The sequence below is a fragment of the Vibrio sp. CAU 1672 genome (assembly GCF_029223195.1).
Taxonomy (GTDB): Bacteria; Pseudomonadota; Gammaproteobacteria; order Enterobacterales; family Vibrionaceae; genus Vibrio.
Map to the genome: position 1 here is coordinate 1 of NZ_JARHUF010000012.1, position 16018 is coordinate 16018.

The window sequence follows — 16018 nt, forward strand, 5'->3', positions numbered from 1 at the left end:
TGCTAGTATGAAGCATGAGAGTTACCTCTTATTGTCTTTGATTACAGATTCAGCACCTTTAATCAAAGTGGGTAACTCTCTTCTTTTCAAATTGAAGTGTCAGATCTAGTCGGAACTAATACACTTAATCATAGCTAAACTCAATTTAACATAATATACATAATACGCACTTTTTATGGGTAATTTTGGCATATTAATCAGTCATTTACTGTGTTAATCCATATCGTCGATTGCATCAAGCTGCCTAGCGTGGTGACTCAAGAAGTCCTCTTTATCGACATACAACCGAGCTTCGAACGTGCAGACTCTTCTCACATGACTTTCCTCAACCTCGAACTTATATGAGATTTCGCGATAAGTTAACCCTAGTTCTGACAGCTGGCGTATCAACTCAACATCATCATTTAAGAGTTTCACTACAGGTGAAGTCTCTGCAACTTTTCTGTATGAGACGCCTAACTTACCAGCTCTAACTTTTACTGAGTCTCTGCTACGGCCAAGAACGTGACCAACTTGCTCGAACGACATTTTATCTTGGCATGCAATGATGAACGCATCTTCTTTAGCACTGTAATGAGATTTTCTCCAACGTTGGTCGTTTACGATAAGCCCATCTCGAATGAGTTTCTTGGAACGAACATATATTGAATGAGCTGAGCGCCCCAGAGTTTTTGCCATATGAGTAAATGGGATTTTTTGATAGTGCTTAATTAAGTTCGCTCGGCATCACATTCTATGCCAAACTCACTCAAATCAGTTCTCCGCTACTTAAAGAAATTCGGTGTTCGTCGCCCTATAAGCCGGCATTTCATTTATTGGTGACAGTGTCACCATCACTATAGTTCGTCTTAAGTTTAAGCACTACTAAATTCCTTTTAAACTTAATCCTGGCAACACATTGACTTAGGGTGTGTTTGGTGACTTGGGCAATTAACATCATCACAAAGTTCGCAAGCTCCATAAACACAAGAAGCTCAAAGCTGTTCCACTCAAATTACGTTACCACGTCACCGCATTATACCTAACATCCCTGCTCTACCAAAGCCTAACTCGAGCACCCTAATAGCTATCAAGAGGTTGAAAATGAAACAAAGCCGCTTTTTTTAACTAGCCCGTCCATCCTCATTTCTCAGATCCATAAACCGAGTTGCGGCAATCAACCAACCTTACTCCAAATGTGGGTTGGTGCTTACTGTTGCTAACACCGCCTTCCGGTAAAGGGAAAATGAGATTGAGCTAACGTTACGTTGTATCAAATCCAGCCATTTAGCATTTTCTGCTGCCCGAATAACGATTAGATTGCTGATGTGTAATTTAATTACATAGCATGTCATAGCAAATAAAGGTTAAGCACTTTAAACTATGGTAAATCCTTGTTTATATTGCATTTGTTCCTAAAATCAATTCAATTAACAGGAAAGCCTGCATCCGCAGCACAGGCGTAAATGTGAATTAGTAAAATTTTACTAATCACCTTGTGGGAATTTGCAGTTACATTGACGTGACACGGTCACGCAATCATGGAAGAACGGGATAGGAAATTAGGGATGTGTGGCAGGCATAAAAAAAGCAGGAGACTTCCCCTGCTCTGTTCAATTTACTGTTATTGGATTATCCAGATTGTGCTAGCGCTTTTTGGCATACTCAGCACGAATCTGGTCAGCGACTATCTTTATCGCTTCTGCGGTGCTGGTACCTTGTTCCATAAGTTGCTGAATACGCTCAACAGCTTTCTGCTGTTCTTCGTGCGACAGAGGTGGTAGATCATCAAACATAAAAAAGCTCCTCTTTTAGAGGAGCTGACTATAGCGATTCACTTAGTATGTCGCAAGGAAATTAATTGACGCTCCCATCGCGTTCTCATTGGTGTATTGAACCGCGAGATCCAGTTCAATGAGGTTAAGCGGCGATAAGCCAATACCTGCCGTGATTGTTCCTTCATCATCACTGCGTGCGATATTGGTCATATAACCTCCTCGCAAAGCCATCTGACGCAGAATATCAACTTCAAAACCAGCGCGGAGCATTTGTGTATTATCATCAAACGAAGAAAAGCGCTTCTCTTCATTTAAGTCGTAATCGACACTAAAGGTAAAGTAGTCAGCAACGATCCCCGCTCCCAACGTATACAGTGGTCGCATACTATATTCATACGACTGGATTGTGTCAGTACCAAAGGTAAATGATTTTGTTTTAACATCACGCCCAATAAGGTTTTTTGCCGTCAGACCAACCCGGAATGGACCGTAAAACCAGAGCGCGCCGGCATCCAAGTTGAATATGGTCTCTGCGGTTTCATTGTCGCGTAAATCACTGGTATCGAAGCCGTTAAAACTTGTGGCATAAGAGTAGGTATACATGCGTTGCAACTTAGGTGTTATACCCAAAGCAATGTGTTGATGCATGAATGTAGTGTATTTGGCAAGGGATATCCCGGCTTCAGCAACGCCGATGGTTACGCCTTGTACATAGCTGTTACTAAGATCAGGAGAAGTTTCGTCAATGTTTGGGCTGACAAATGACTCTGTGTAGAGCTTGCCGTAGGCAGTCGCTGATAAGAATTGGTTTGGAATACCAAAGGCAACTACACCGCCGAGGTTAAAATCCATTTTTTTATTGTTAACCGCGTTCAAAGCCTCCGCAATTTCCAGTGGATCACCCAACCCTCCAATCCGTTCGATCTCGTCGATCAACTGATCCGGATCGTTATAGCTAATCCCAAAACTGGGGACTATCATGCCAGCATCATCGTTACGACGATAGATAGCCGTGAGTGCGGGGTTAAAAAACGGAGCGGTCAGATAAGAGGCAGAAACGGTACCTACTCCACCCATCGCGTCACTGCGTGCCTCTATTGCATACGTTGCCGCAGTCGCGGAGCCAGAAATTGCCGCAGCGGTTATTGCTGCCAATAATTTAATTTGTGTCTTCATGCTACACTTATGTTTTGGTTGTTCCTAAGCTTATATCGGCCTAAATACTAAGACTTTAACTTATTCTTCCCTGGAAACATCATAAGTACGGCTAATAGTTTGAGCTTGCTCCACAATTAAGTCACCCTGCCAACGGCGGCTATTGATGCTAACAGCAAGAACATAACGATCATTTGCAATATCATCAATCTCAAGTGCGTTTGGATAATCAGACTCATACGTCTTTTCCCATACGTGTTTATACTGACCGTCGATATTGTCATATAACACTACTTTCAATAGCGGCAAAGGACAATGGGGATTGCGCAATGCACTTTTCTCTACTTTCCAGTTCTCTTTTGATGTCCAGCGAACATATTGTGAAGAATTTGAGTTCGCAAGAATAACCCAGGTCTGGTATACCTGGCCATCTTTACTGGTAACGGTGAGATGATAAAGTCCCGGCTCAAGATTACCAGTCAGGTTATAACGCTTAAGGTATTCTTGCTCATTGAGTAGTGACGTGACAGTGTCACTGACAGTTTTCCCAAATGAACTATCAGAAGATATAGAACTACCAGCCCAACGACGAAATGTAATATTGTCAATCTCGCTTGTGGCTCTGAGTTTTACCATTAAACGAAAAGTGTCACGACCAGGACTTTGAATTGTCTGGCGAATTACGTTGACACCGGTAATCCATTCAGGAAGAGTGACACCAGTCAAAGATTTCCCACAATCTCGAGAAAGTGACTGACGCAATAGATCATTTAAATGCTGGGTAAGGTTATTAGCAGATTCTGATTGCCATAGCTCAACAAGTGTGTTGAACATTCTACCCATATCATCTTCAAGTAAATACTGGTGGGCCCGGGTTAAAGGCGTATTAGATTGAAACCAGTCCATGGCCTGAACTGGTTTCAACGACATCAATGTCAAAATGAAAAGTAGTCTGATTTTCATCAATTACGCTTTCATCTTATATCCAACACCACGTAAGGTTTCTATCTCTAAACCAGGTAATTTCTGGCGAAGTTGTAGTACGTGCGTATCAACAGTACGTGTGGTTGGAAAATGATTGTAGCCCCAAACATGATCCAAAAGCTCATCACGAGTAAATACCCGGCCTAAGTTTGATGCCAAGAACAACAGCAGATCGAATTCAGTTCGAGTTAGCGTAATCATTTCCCCTTTAAAGAGAACCTCGCGTGTCGCACGGTTGATCTCTAGCTCTTCTGTTATTACTTTATCATTACTGCTTTGCTCACCAGCATCCGGCGCTCGCAATTGAGCACGAATACGGGCAAATAGCTCCGCTTCAGCAAATGGCTTGGTTAAATAATCGTTCGCACCAGAATCCAGACCTGCAACTTTATCTTTCACCGTCACCAGTGCCGTCAGCAAAATCACTGGAACATCTTTAATCTGTTTCCATTCCGGCAATACGTCCACTGAATCACCATCAGGAAGCTGTCGGTCCAGAATAACCAGATCAGCTTTTTTCCATTGCGGCGCAACGTCCGAAATACGCTCAACATGTAAACACTCGTATCCTGCTTGTTCCAGGCTCACTAACAGGCCATCAGCCAAGTTTTTATCGTCCTCAACGAGAAGCAGTGTCTGTTTCACAAGGTATCTCCAATATAAAAGTAGTGGGTGGTCCTACTAAGGACATCTTTCCGCCCATGCGACCCACCATTGATTCAACAATTGTTAATCCAAGTCCTAAACCGCTTTTACTTACAAACGGTTTTTTAAGATGTGCCCAGTCTTTCGCAGTTAAGCTGCCAGCATCTTTTACTTGGATGAGTAATCTCTCCGCGCTGGTATCAACACGAAGCTCTACCGGCGCTTGACCATATTTCAGTGCATTACGCAATAAGTTGTCGATACAGGTGCCAAGCCAGTATACATTAACTTTAGCCGCCACATCTTGATTTAAATTGAACCGTACTGCACCGTCAAATTCTTCTTCAATTTTATATTCCAGCCACTCTGAGACAGATGGAACCCAGTCGGTAGCGAGTTGCTGGTTGTCAGATTGCAAATAGTCTTTACTCGCTTCTGCTAACTGACGAAGACGCCGAGTATCTTCACACAGACGTCTGAACTCATCGTAAACACTTTCCGGTAAATTTTCGAACTCTCTTCTAAACCCTTCCACTGTCATAGACAATGATGCAATTGGTGTTCTGAGCTCATGCGTCAGGATCTGCAGAACCAGCATACGGCTCCTCATCTCCTGCCGTTTACTATTCCAACGATACACTGACCAGCCGATCACCAACATAATATTTGCTATGACCAGAACAATCATACTGATCTGTAACACTTGAGAGTGATCTTCAACGTCCCAGCAAATATTGCCACGCTTAACAAAACAGCTCTGACTTGTCGTTGCCAGACTATAGGTTAAACCCGCATTAGTTACATTTTCTTGCCAGATTTTTTTCGGGAATACGAAGTAATGATCACCCCGTCTTAACCACAGCTCGTCACCATCGATAAACATGCTGGAACCTGCAATAAGAGCACTGATTGCGTCATCATTCATCTGCTGCAGGTGGGTTAATAGCTCATCCCCCTCCTCATTGCTGCGCTCTTTGATATGCATATATTGCGCAAGCTCAGATTTAAGCTCCGGGTAAATTTCAGCGTAACGGGCCGCATAACTCCCACCTCCGGGGTGAATAAGGCCACTACGAGAAAACCATCGCCAACTTAAACGCGTTCCTTTACACACGGCTCTGGTAAACACCAGTGGTTCAGTAATCAACGGACTTAACGGCAACTTACCTCTGCATGTATTCGCTAACCGATACAATTGTTGTATATCTTTCAATGGATAATCAGCGGTTTGTGGCAACATCGACTCCGGCGAAATTAATTTCGTCGGATAGTTCGACTGTATAATGCGTATATCATACCCTTTATTGGCAAACTCGTAATCGAATAGCTCAGTAAAGGTGTCTATTCGTTCAGGTAATGAATCTGCTACTACTGGGGCTGATATCACCGAAAATACCAACGCAGAAATTTGCAAAAACTGTTTGATCAAACTGTTACCATCATTCTCAGCACTAAATCGGACTATACCTCAATTGATCGCCAAATAATATTCGCCAGCCGGAGGATTTGCATTTCTATAACATTGAGCAGACATAAAAAAGGCCAGCGAATGCTGGCCTTGATTGATTTTTGTCCGATAGAGATTACAGCGCTTTGAAAATCGCCTCTACACTCTCTTTTGCATCACCGAACAACATTGATGTGTTCTCTTTAAAGAACAATGGGTTTTGTACACCAGCGTAACCCGTATTCATTGAACGTTTGAATACAACTACATTTTTGGCGTTCCAAACTTCCAGCACTGGCATACCAGCGATTGGGCTGTTCGGATCTTCCAGTGCAGCCGGGTTAACTGTATCGTTCGCACCAATAACCAGAACAGTATCGGTATCGGAGAAGTCATCGTTGATCTCGTCCATTTCCAGAACGATATCGTACGGTACTTTTGCTTCTGCCAGCAATACGTTCATGTGACCAGGCAAGCGCCCCGCTACTGGGTGGATACCAAAGCGTACTTCAATACCTTGGGCACGAAGTGTATCTGAGATCTCATGCACTGGGTACTGAGCTTGTGCAACAGCCATGCCGTATCCCGGAGTGATGATCACAGATTTTGAGTTCTTCAGCATCTCTGCCACTTCTTCTGCCGTTGTTTCGCGGTGTTCACCGTGATCTTCATCGCCAGAAATAACCACTTCCTGGCCAAAGCCACCAGCGATAACACTGACAAACGAGCGGTTCATCGCTTTACACATAATGTAAGATAGAATCGCACCCGATGAACCAACCAACGCACCGGTCACAATCAGTAGATCGTTTGCCAGCATGAAACCTGCCGCAGCTGCAGCCCAGCCGGAGTATGAGTTCAACATTGAAACGACCACTGGCATGTCAGCACCGCCAATCGATGCAACCAGGTGGTAACCAAAGGCAAATGCAATCAATGTCATCACAATAAGTGCGAACATGCTGCCGTCAGCCTTAACAAAGTAGATCATTAGCAGCGTAGAAACTACGATCGCAGCCAGGTTCATTTTGTGTTTATGCGGAAGGTTCAGTGGTGAAGAAGAAATCACACCACGTAGCTTACCAAACGCGACGATAGAACCTGTGAAAGTTACTGCACCAATAAACACGCCAAGGAATACTTCCACCATGTGAATCACATGTTCTGCGTGAATACCAGCCAGATCAGTTGATACTGGCTCAGGTGGCGCAAGAAAACTGTTGTAGCCTACCAACACCGCTGCCATACCAACAAAGCTGTGTAGGATTGCAACCAGTTCAGGCATTTCAGTCATTTCCACTTTTTTCGCATAGTGGATACCAATACCGCCACCGATCACCATCGCGATGATGATCCAGGCAAAGCCTTCGGCACTTGGACTGAAGATCGTCGCGATCAACGCGATCGTCATACCTGCAATACCGTAATAGTTACCGTTTCTTGCCGATTCTTGTTTAGAAAGTCCCGCGAGACTTAAGATGAAAAATAGCGCAGCAACGATGTATGCCGCTTGTACTAATCCTGCAGACATTGGTTACTCCCTATTATTTATCTTTGCGGAACATTTCAAGCATACGTTTGGTGACAGTAAAACCACCAAAGATGTTGATGCTCGCAATGAGGACGGCGATGAAAGACAAGAAGGTAACCACACCGTTACCCTGACCAATTTGCAGCAACGCACCCACCACGATAATGCCAGATATAGCATTAGTAACCGACATGAGTGGTGTATGCAGCGCGTGAGTAACATTCCATACCACGTAATAACCAACCACACACGCCAACACGAATACGGTAAAGTGAGATAGGAATGCGGCAGGAGCAACAGAAGCAACCCAGGCAAATGCTCCGACACCAACTGCTAGTGCGGCAAATTTTTTCACCGGAGAAGTTGGCTCTTCTACTTTAGGCTCTGGCTTAACTGGTTGTTCGACTTTTGCCTGAGGCTGGGCAGAAACCTGAATCGGTGGCGCAGGCCAAGTGACTTCGCCTTCTTTTACAACGGTCACACCACGAAGCACTACATCTTCAAAATCGATGTTAATGTTGCCGTCTTTCTCTTTACACAACAGTTTCAGAAGGTTGACAAGGTTGGTGGCATAAAGCTGAGAAGACTGAGTCGGCAGTCGGCCAACCATATCGGTATAACCAACAACTTTCACGCCGTTGTCCGTCGTGATGACCTGATCTTTTACCGTGTACTCACAGTTACCACCGTTGGCCGCCGCCAAATCAACAATCACGCTGCCTGCTTTCATGCTGTCGACCATTTCTTTAGTGATCAGCGTTGGTGCAGGTTTACCTGGGATCAGAGCGGTAGTGATGATGATATCAACATCTTTGGCTTGTGCCGCGTAAAGCTCGGCGGCTTTTTTGTTGAATTCATCAGACATTTCTTTGGCATAGCCGTCACCGGAGCCTGAGTCTTCCTGGTAGTCAACCGTTAAGAACTCCGCCCCCATTGATTCAACTTGCTCTTTTACTTCAGGACGAACGTCAAAAGAACGAACAATCGCACCCAGGCTGCCTGCTGCACCGATTGCAGCCAAACCGGCAACACCGGCACCAGCTACCAACACCTTCGCAGGTGGCACTTTACCAGCGGCTGTAATCTGACCGGTAAAAAAGCGGCCAAACTCGTGCGCCGCCTCAACTACAGCACGGTAACCGGCAATGTTTGCCATTGAAGAAAGTGCATCCAGAGCTTGCGCACGAGAGATACGTGGTACAGAGTCCATCGCAAGTACATTGATGTTCTTACTGGAAAGCTGCTCCATCAGTTCCTGATTTTGTGCTGGCCAGATAAAGCTGATAAGTGTCGCGCCATCTTGCAAGAGTGCGATTTCATCGATGTTTTTCTCTTCATCAACAATAGGTGCATTAACCTTGAGGATAAGACCTGACTTCCACACTTCTTCGCTAGATACGATTTTTGCTCCAGCCGCTTCATACGCCGCATCATCAAAACTCGCCAGCACCCCTGCCTGAGATTCGATAGCGACATCGAAACCCAGTTTCATCAACTGCTCTACCGAGTTAGGCGAGGCAGCCACCCGCGATTCACCAGCGAGTATTTCTTTAGGTACACCGATTTGCAAAACGCATACTCCTTGTATACATAACTATAAAATGGTCCAAAAACTTGAGCGTGAGCCCGAGTTTGATTCTGTTTTATTTCTTTCTGTTTACTACTCAAATTTGTCAAATGAATGATGGTGTTGTGGTCATTCACTTAACATCCACGGTCTTGACTAACAGTCCTGTTAATATTCTGTTTGTATCGAACGTCTATCCTGACTTCAAGTGTTTTGTAACAAAAAAACAAAATTTCATTACATATAACGCTAGGTAATCGTTGATTGTCTACGTGTCAGTGAAAAATAACAACAAGTTACTACACTAGACAGAGGTCAGACCAGAATGAAATAAAAACTTACATAACAAGTACATAAACGCTAAAAAAAATAAAAAGAGCCACTAGCATATACACTAACAGCTCTTGCTATGATGATTGGAATCAAGTTGACAACAATTCTTAATCGAAGATGCTCTCACCCATTTGATCAATGAACATTTGCGATTTTTTCAGCATTAACTCGTTGGCGTCTTGCTCTGAGCCTAGCAAGTCTGAACGGATAAAGCGGTGATTTTTCACTTCACCATCGATCTCTTTAGTTATTCGCCCGGCAACCCGATACTGTCCACCCTCAGCAATACTCTCTTGATAAATCAAAAAACCTTTATACTCTATCGGTTCTACAGCCTTTGGTTGTTCAGGCTCTTTGCGGCCGCCGAACAATCGTGAAAACAGTCCCACTGTACCTCCCGGGTAATACTTTATTTAGTGCTCTCACAACTAAATGTTTTGCTCTACTTCAGGTTAATATTGAGAATAGGTTTTTCAAACCAATCCAGTTCACAGTCTTCATCATAACGGGTATGGGAGAAAATGACAGGAACATCACTTTCACGATTCTTGCGCCGATCTTCGATAACCATCTGGGCCGCATTGGTTACTGCAACCTCAACGCTCTGTTTAAACTGTTCAAGCTTATTTTCAGGGAGGGCGGAAAGGAAATCGATATCGTGTCTGATGTAGACGGGCTTAAGCTGAACCAGAGCCAAACATGCAATATCAGCCAATTGCTCATGGTTGAACTGCTCCGTGTACTGCGTTGCTGCGAGTTCCTGCCCGACTAGCGTTTCCATGTAATTGTGTACGTCTGAACTTATCTGCATACCGGACTCCTTTGATTAGACACAACTACATTATAGCAAGGTTAATATTACAACAACTCATTGATTGTGTTTAATTTAACCAACTTCTCTGTTTTTGTCGCAAACAGAGTCAAAAGGCTTGGAAATTTCATAAATACACGTATTCTTAGTTTTTTTAAAATAATTGCGCGTGTAGTTTATTCATGTGGTGTTGGGTCAATCTGTCATGCAACTCTTAAGCTATACTCAACTATTTGCAGGTAATTTATAATAGATGTCTTCATCTTTAGTGACCTCTAAAGGGGTTAGATTTCTCTTCCCTATCGTGCTATTGGCTTTTGTTAGCCAAGGTATGGACAGTATTATTCAGTTGACCAAAAACAATTGGGGAGTTGCGGAGAATTTACCCTATGTTTTGCTGAGCAGTGCACTATTGATGTGTTACTCGTTTAGGCAGGGGCGTGCGTGCAAAGTGTGTATCGCTATGTTGCTGTCGTATTTCATCATCCAGTACCGCCTGCAGGTCCCTCTTAGCTCAGGAACGACATTACTTGAACTAACACTACTAACTACTCTGTTACCGGTGTCTCTCTTCGCGGTGTTTTTGTTTGATGAGGATGGTTTCGACTCTAAAGCAATCCTAATCTACATTTTACTGCTGGCCATGTTTGTATTTTGGTCTTACATCACGTTAAGTTACTACGTAGAAGGCGGTTTTGAGGACTGGACTAACGGCATCCTGTTCATTGTACCAAGCATATCTAAACTGCCATTGGTACTTGTGCTCTACTGCGTGGGAATTATCCTTTTCCTAGCAATTCTGTTGCTCAGAAAGAATGAAATCATCCATGCAATTTTGTACTCTGCTATTGTCTTAGCGTCCGCCACATTCATATTCTTCGACGTGCAGTACATCTCCAGCACAATGTATACCTTAATGGGGTTGCTGATTATTGTTTACTCTACATCAGCCAGCTACCAACTCGCTTTTACTGACAGCCTGACCCAAGTACCCAGCCGACGAGCACTGGATCTCGACCTTAAGCATTTGGGCCGTAAATATACCATTGCCATGCTGGATATTGACCACTTTAAAAAGTTCAACGACACCTATGGCCACGACGTCGGTGATGATGTGTTAAAAATGGTCGCATCACGCTTGAGTAAAACCAGCGGCGGCGCTATCGCCTACCGCTTCGGCGGCGAAGAATTTACTTTGGTATTTAAGGGAAAGTATGCGGAACAATGTAAAACTTACATTGAAGACGCGCGAATGCAAATCGAACAGTACGGGGTGGTTGTGCGCAATGAAATGTTGCGTCCGGATGATCACGAACAAGGCATACAAAAACGTGGTAAAGGTGATGCTGAACATAAAACGGTATTTGTTACCGCAAGCTTTGGTGTCGCTGACAGCCGGGTAGAACGTGACCCGGAAGAGGTCATCAAACTCGCCGATGATGCCTTATACAAGGCGAAAAAAGCTGGTCGGAACTGCATTAAATTCTCCTAGCGTCAGCGCATTTTGGCAGTGATTATAGCGTAGTGATCATCGTATGGGTGTTTCGCCCCATAGACTTTGCCGAATACAAAGCATTATCAGCCTGGTCATATACATCTGAAATCGCTTCATGTCCGGTAGGTTGGAAGACATACGCCCCTTGTGACACCGTCACGTAACTAGCAACACTGGAAAATGCATGGGGATAAGCCAGTAATTGTACTGCTTCTTCAATCCTTGCTACCGCCTGCTCTGCCGCTTCTGCATCTGTAGTACTCAACAATACGACAAACTCCTCCCCACCATAGCGACCCACATACTCACCCGAACGGCAAAAGGTAACTTTCAACTGCTTCGCCAGAGCTTGCAGGCATCTATCTCCCTCAATATGACCGTAATTGTCATTGAATGGTTTAAAAAAATCGACATCAAGCAAGATGAGAGTCATGGCCAGTTTATGCCGACCATGCCAGCCAATCATGGTTTCAAGTGTATGGTCAATATACCTACGGTTATACAACTTAGTCAGCCCGTCTTCATTCGCTTGCTGCTGCAGTTTCTGGTTCATTTCTTCAAGCTGGGCGGTCGCTTGTTTAAGCTCACGGCGCATTTGAGCGATACGCTGCATCGCGATCAACTTAGAATTAAGTACAAGCTTATCCACTGGTTTGATTAAATAGTCGTCTCCCCCGGCGTCAATCGCACGGGCGATCATTTCAGGTTCTTCATGACTACTTAAGAAGATGATAGGAACCCAGTCAGGAAATGAATCACGGATCCGCCGAGACACCTCAAAACCATCCATGTCCGGCATCGAAATATCCAGTAATACCAGCTCAGGATCAAAGCTTTTATATACTGCCAAAGCCTCTTTTCCATTGCTTACTGCCTTTACTATGTGACCTTGCTGCTTCAAACGAATCGCCAACTGCATCCTGTCCAGTTGAACATCGTCGACCAGAACAATACGCATCGAGGTCGCTGACTGCTGCATATCCTGCTTCCAAATCGCTATTATTATTAAACGTATATCATAGTAACTGATACATTGCCCAAAAAGACGCATTTGAGCTGCTAAATTTTGTTTGCGCATCACGGATTCAAACTTCACTTATGGTAGCTATTTGACTCATTTGATATTAATATTCCGGCCTTTTGTAATGTAAGAGACGTACCATGTCAGAAGCAACGAACAGTGAAAGCAAAAAAATCGATCTAGAGAGCATTTCTCCTGAACTACGTAAAGTGATTGAGTTCGATCAGGTTCCTGAGGGAATGTTCGAAATGGTCACTTCTATCCATGAAGTGTCAGAAGAGTCTGTTCGCGAAGCCTGGGATCAACTGCCAGCCAGCGCGCAAAACATTCTGGATAACTTTGAACAGTTCCACGCTTTGGTTTCTGTTGGTCAGGCCTTTGCTGGCATCAATGTTATGGAAGAGTTCCCAACGCTCAACCTGCCTGAAGGTATGACAGAGGAAGATAAAGATCAGTATCGCGCACAAATGCTCGATTCTGTACTATATAACTGTGTTAAAGACATGGTGAAACAGCTTAAAAAAGCACGCCGTGACCCACTGCTTAAACGCGAGTTTAAAGAAGTTTTTGCCAAGTAATTTTAGGTAAGCGTTTAAAAAGGCCGCAATTGCGGCCTTTTTTATTGTAAATAAAAGACATGGCCTAGTCTGACTGGTGAGCCATGGCAACATCCCGCTGAGTCACACTCACCCCTTTAATTTGTGCATACACCTGGTCACCCGACTGAAGGTTAAGGTCATCTAACGCCCAGGGAGTGATCGTAGCCCAAAGCACACAATCCGATGCCAGTCGCAAAGAAACACTAATGCTTTGTTTGTCTTCGCCTACATGATCAGGTTCAACAGAAAGGACCGTAGCGCTTAATACATTTCGAATCGACGTCGATACCGGCTTTTCCAATGCAATTGAGACATCATTCGCACGTACCTGCAGGCGTACTGGTGCTTGAGGCTCGGCATTGATCTTCTGCACCCAAAGGTCCGCATTATCAGCCAGACTCACGCAGGTGAGTGCGTATCTATCATGATGACATTTAATCCGGCCTTCAAACAAACTGCTATGCTCCGAAAATGACTGCCATGGCCGCATTGCACGAGAAGCCCAAACCTCTTCTAACTTACCTGAGGTTAAAACCTTCCCTTTGTCTAATATTGTCAGGTGGTGAGCAAGGCGCAAGATTTCCTGCAAACTGTGAGAAACATAAATGATCGGGATCTGCACCTGTTCGGACAGTTCTTCTAAAAACGGCATCACTTCACGTTTGCGTGGCATATCTAGCGAAGCTAATGGTTCATCCATTAACAACAAATCAGGCTTAGACAACAATGCCCTGGCTATCGCAACGCGCTGCTTTTCTCCTCCGGACAACGAGATAGGAAAACGTGCCAGTAAAGGCTTAATCGCCAGCAGTGATGTTACAGTCTCAAAATACGCATCATCGTGTTTTTTAACCCCATACAACAGATTACCTTGGACCGAATAATGCGGAAACAAGCGGGCGTCCTGAAACACATAACCTATATTTCGCTGGTATACAGGCAGGTTGATGCCTTTATCGCTGTCGAACAATACATGCTGACCAACTTGAACTTTTCCCTGTTCAGGCGTTACCAAGCCACTAATAACATTAATTAGTGTCGTCTTGCCTGCACCAGAGCGACCCAAAAGGGCACTAATTCCGTTACCCGGTAACTCCAACTCTATATCGAAATAAGTATCAGCCAGCGACTGTGTAAACTGAATCTGTATCGTCATGAAGTCGCTCCCAATCTTTTCGCCGCACGACGACGTAACCACTCAGACACCATAAGCGTAGAAAGCGCCAGAACAATAGAAATGACGCACAGGCGAGCAGCCGACATTTCAGCTCCCGGCGTTTCAATAAAGTTGTACATCGCCAACGGTAAAGTTTGAGTTTCACCCGGAATATTGGAAACAAAACTGATGGTGGCACCAAACTCACCCAGACTACGGGCGAAAGACAACATGGTTCCGGTAATAAGCCCTGGTAACGTAAGCGGTAAGGTAATGGTAAGAAAAACCCGTAAAGGAGATGCGCCAAGCGTAGCAGCCGCATGTTCAAGCCGTGGGTCGATACTCTCTAAGCTCAGCCTGACAGATCGCACCATCAAGGGCAGAGCCACCACCACACATGCCACAACCGCCCCCTTCCAGTTAAAACTAAACACTACACCAAATTGTTCGTACAGCCAAAAGCCAACCGGGCTTTGCCTGCCAAGCGATATCAAGAGCAGATAGCCAATCACCACGGGGGGTAAAACCAGTGGTAAATGGATCAGACTGTCCAGTACAGATTTGCCGATAAATTGTTTGCGAGACAACAGCCACGCGATAAAGGTACCCAAGGGTATAAGCCAAACCACGGCATGAAACCCGACCTTCAAACTGAGAATGAGAGCTTGATATTCTAGTTCAGTCACACCACATCCTATTCTCTGAAACCAAAGCGCGTAAATACCGACTTAGCCTTAGCCGAGTGCAGATAATCAACAAACTGGTTTGCCAACGGCGAGTCATTGATCACAGCAGCAGGATAAACAATCTTACTGTGAGCATCAACCGGCAGTTCAGCAACAACCGTCACTTTATCAGACAAACGGGCATCGGTTTTATACACTATACCCAAACGGGTTTCCCCGCGTTCAACAAATGTTAATGCCTGCCGGACATTCTTAGCCGGGGCAATCTGACGCTGGACGTCCGGCCACACGCCAATGTGTTGAAGAGCTTGTTTGGCGTACATCCCTGCCGGCACCGACATAGGCTCCCCTAATGCTAAACGTTGCTCTTGCAGGGCTTCCACCCAGGCCTGGCCGTGGTAAAGCTCAAAGTTACGCGGTAACATAAAGCTGGGTGCAATCACCACCAAAGAGTTCTGCGTAACATTTGTGACACCGTCATTCCTCAAGAGCCCGGCATTTACCAGATACTTCATCCATTTGGTATTTGCCGAAATAAACACATCAGCAGGTGCTCCATTAATGATCTGACGTGCTATGGAAGAGGAACCACCATAGACAGTGGTGACTTTCACACCATGCTGATGAGAAAAGTCGTCAGCAATTTGATCAATGGCATTAGTCAGGGACGAGGCCGCATAAACTTTTAACTCTGCGCTGGCATTTGCTGTAAATGACGCCAACAAAAACCCTAACGAACAAAGTTGTACACACCATTTTTTCATAACTGAAGATCCCGTAAACTCACCCTTTGTCAGAAGGCAAGACATACTTGAGTGATATCGCTTTAGC

At 44.6% G+C, this 16018-nt stretch carries 15 protein-coding genes; 2 read left to right on the forward strand and 13 right to left on the reverse strand.

Translation table 11 applies throughout. The annotated features are described in order from the left end of the window. Positions 1 to 1625: 1625 nt before the first annotated feature. The 9 genes from P2G85_RS12370 to P2G85_RS12410 form a co-directional block, all read right to left on the reverse strand. A complete protein-coding gene (locus P2G85_RS12370) occupies positions 1626 to 1775 on the reverse strand; it encodes a YoaH family protein (protein WP_275864389.1) in 150 nt (49 codons plus the stop codon). 42 nt (positions 1776 to 1817) lie between these two features. Then, entirely contained in the window at positions 1818 to 2933 is a 1116-nt protein-coding gene (locus P2G85_RS12375) for a conjugal transfer protein TraF (protein ID WP_275864390.1), read from the reverse strand. Positions 2934 to 2993: 60 nt separating this feature from the next. After that, positions 2994 to 3875, reverse strand: a complete 882-nt coding sequence (locus tag P2G85_RS12380) for a DUF2861 family protein (RefSeq protein ID WP_275864391.1) — start codon at positions 3873 to 3875, stop codon at positions 2994 to 2996. A 3-nt stretch (positions 3876 to 3878) separates the two neighbouring features. Further along, positions 3879 to 4541: a response regulator transcription factor VxrB gene (gene vxrB / locus P2G85_RS12385; protein ID WP_275864392.1), complete on the reverse strand. Its 663-nt coding sequence runs from the start codon at positions 4539 to 4541 to the stop codon at positions 3879 to 3881. Then, positions 4516 to 5970 (reverse strand): sensor histidine kinase VxrA, encoded by a 1455-nt coding sequence (vxrA, locus tag P2G85_RS12390; protein WP_275864393.1) that lies wholly within the window; start codon positions 5968 to 5970, stop codon positions 4516 to 4518. The genes vxrB and vxrA overlap by 26 nt, the downstream gene beginning before the upstream one ends. Before the next feature lie 154 nt (positions 5971 to 6124). Further along, complete coding sequence (pntB, locus tag P2G85_RS12395) at positions 6125 to 7519, reverse strand: Re/Si-specific NAD(P)(+) transhydrogenase subunit beta (RefSeq protein ID WP_275864394.1); 1395 nt, start codon at positions 7517 to 7519, stop codon at positions 6125 to 6127. A 13-nt stretch (positions 7520 to 7532) separates the two neighbouring features. Beyond that, positions 7533 to 9089 carry a Re/Si-specific NAD(P)(+) transhydrogenase subunit alpha gene (locus P2G85_RS12400; protein WP_275864395.1) on the reverse strand — a complete coding sequence of 519 codons (1557 nt, stop codon included), beginning with the start codon at positions 9087 to 9089 and terminating at the stop codon, positions 7533 to 7535. Between the two features lie 437 nt (positions 9090 to 9526). Then, entirely contained in the window at positions 9527 to 9808 is a 282-nt protein-coding gene (locus P2G85_RS12405; RefSeq protein WP_275864396.1) for an HlyU family transcriptional regulator, read from the reverse strand. 53 nt (positions 9809 to 9861) lie between these two features. Next, positions 9862 to 10230, reverse strand: coding sequence for a late competence development ComFB family protein (locus tag P2G85_RS12410; RefSeq protein ID WP_275864397.1), 369 nt, complete (start codon positions 10228 to 10230; stop codon positions 9862 to 9864). A gap of 253 nt (positions 10231 to 10483) precedes the next feature. Between P2G85_RS12410 and P2G85_RS12415 the strand changes: the two genes are divergently transcribed. Further along, on the forward strand, positions 10484 to 11722 hold the full coding sequence (locus P2G85_RS12415) for a GGDEF domain-containing protein (RefSeq protein WP_275864398.1): 1239 nt from the start codon (positions 10484 to 10486) through the stop codon (positions 11720 to 11722). Positions 11723 to 11744: 22 nt separating this feature from the next. Here the strand turns inward: P2G85_RS12415 and P2G85_RS12420 are convergent, their stop codons facing one another. Continuing rightward, the gene (locus tag P2G85_RS12420) at positions 11745 to 12704 is read right to left on the reverse strand and encodes a diguanylate cyclase (protein ID WP_275864399.1); all 960 of its coding nucleotides are present in this window, start codon (positions 12702 to 12704) and stop codon (positions 11745 to 11747) included. A gap of 182 nt (positions 12705 to 12886) precedes the next feature. Here P2G85_RS12420 and P2G85_RS12425 point away from each other — a divergent pair, with 182 nt between their 5' ends. After that, positions 12887 to 13324: a DUF3069 domain-containing protein gene (locus P2G85_RS12425; protein ID WP_275864400.1), complete on the forward strand. Its 438-nt coding sequence runs from the start codon at positions 12887 to 12889 to the stop codon at positions 13322 to 13324. 64 nt (positions 13325 to 13388) lie between these two features. Here the strand turns inward: P2G85_RS12425 and modC are convergent, their stop codons facing one another. Genes modC through modA form a run of 3 tightly spaced genes read right to left on the reverse strand, consistent with a single transcriptional unit; the run spans position 13389 to position 15951 of the window. After that, the gene (gene modC, locus P2G85_RS12430) at positions 13389 to 14501 is read right to left on the reverse strand and encodes a molybdenum ABC transporter ATP-binding protein ModC (protein WP_275864401.1); all 1113 of its coding nucleotides are present in this window, start codon (positions 14499 to 14501) and stop codon (positions 13389 to 13391) included. After that, entirely contained in the window at positions 14498 to 15187 is a 690-nt protein-coding gene (gene modB, locus P2G85_RS12435; protein ID WP_275864402.1) for a molybdate ABC transporter permease subunit, read from the reverse strand. Before modB ends, modC begins: the two co-directional genes overlap by 4 nt. A gap of 8 nt (positions 15188 to 15195) precedes the next feature. After that, on the reverse strand, positions 15196 to 15951 hold the full coding sequence (gene modA, locus P2G85_RS12440) for a molybdate ABC transporter substrate-binding protein (protein ID WP_275864403.1): 756 nt from the start codon (positions 15949 to 15951) through the stop codon (positions 15196 to 15198). Positions 15952 to 16018: the final 67 nt, after the last annotated feature.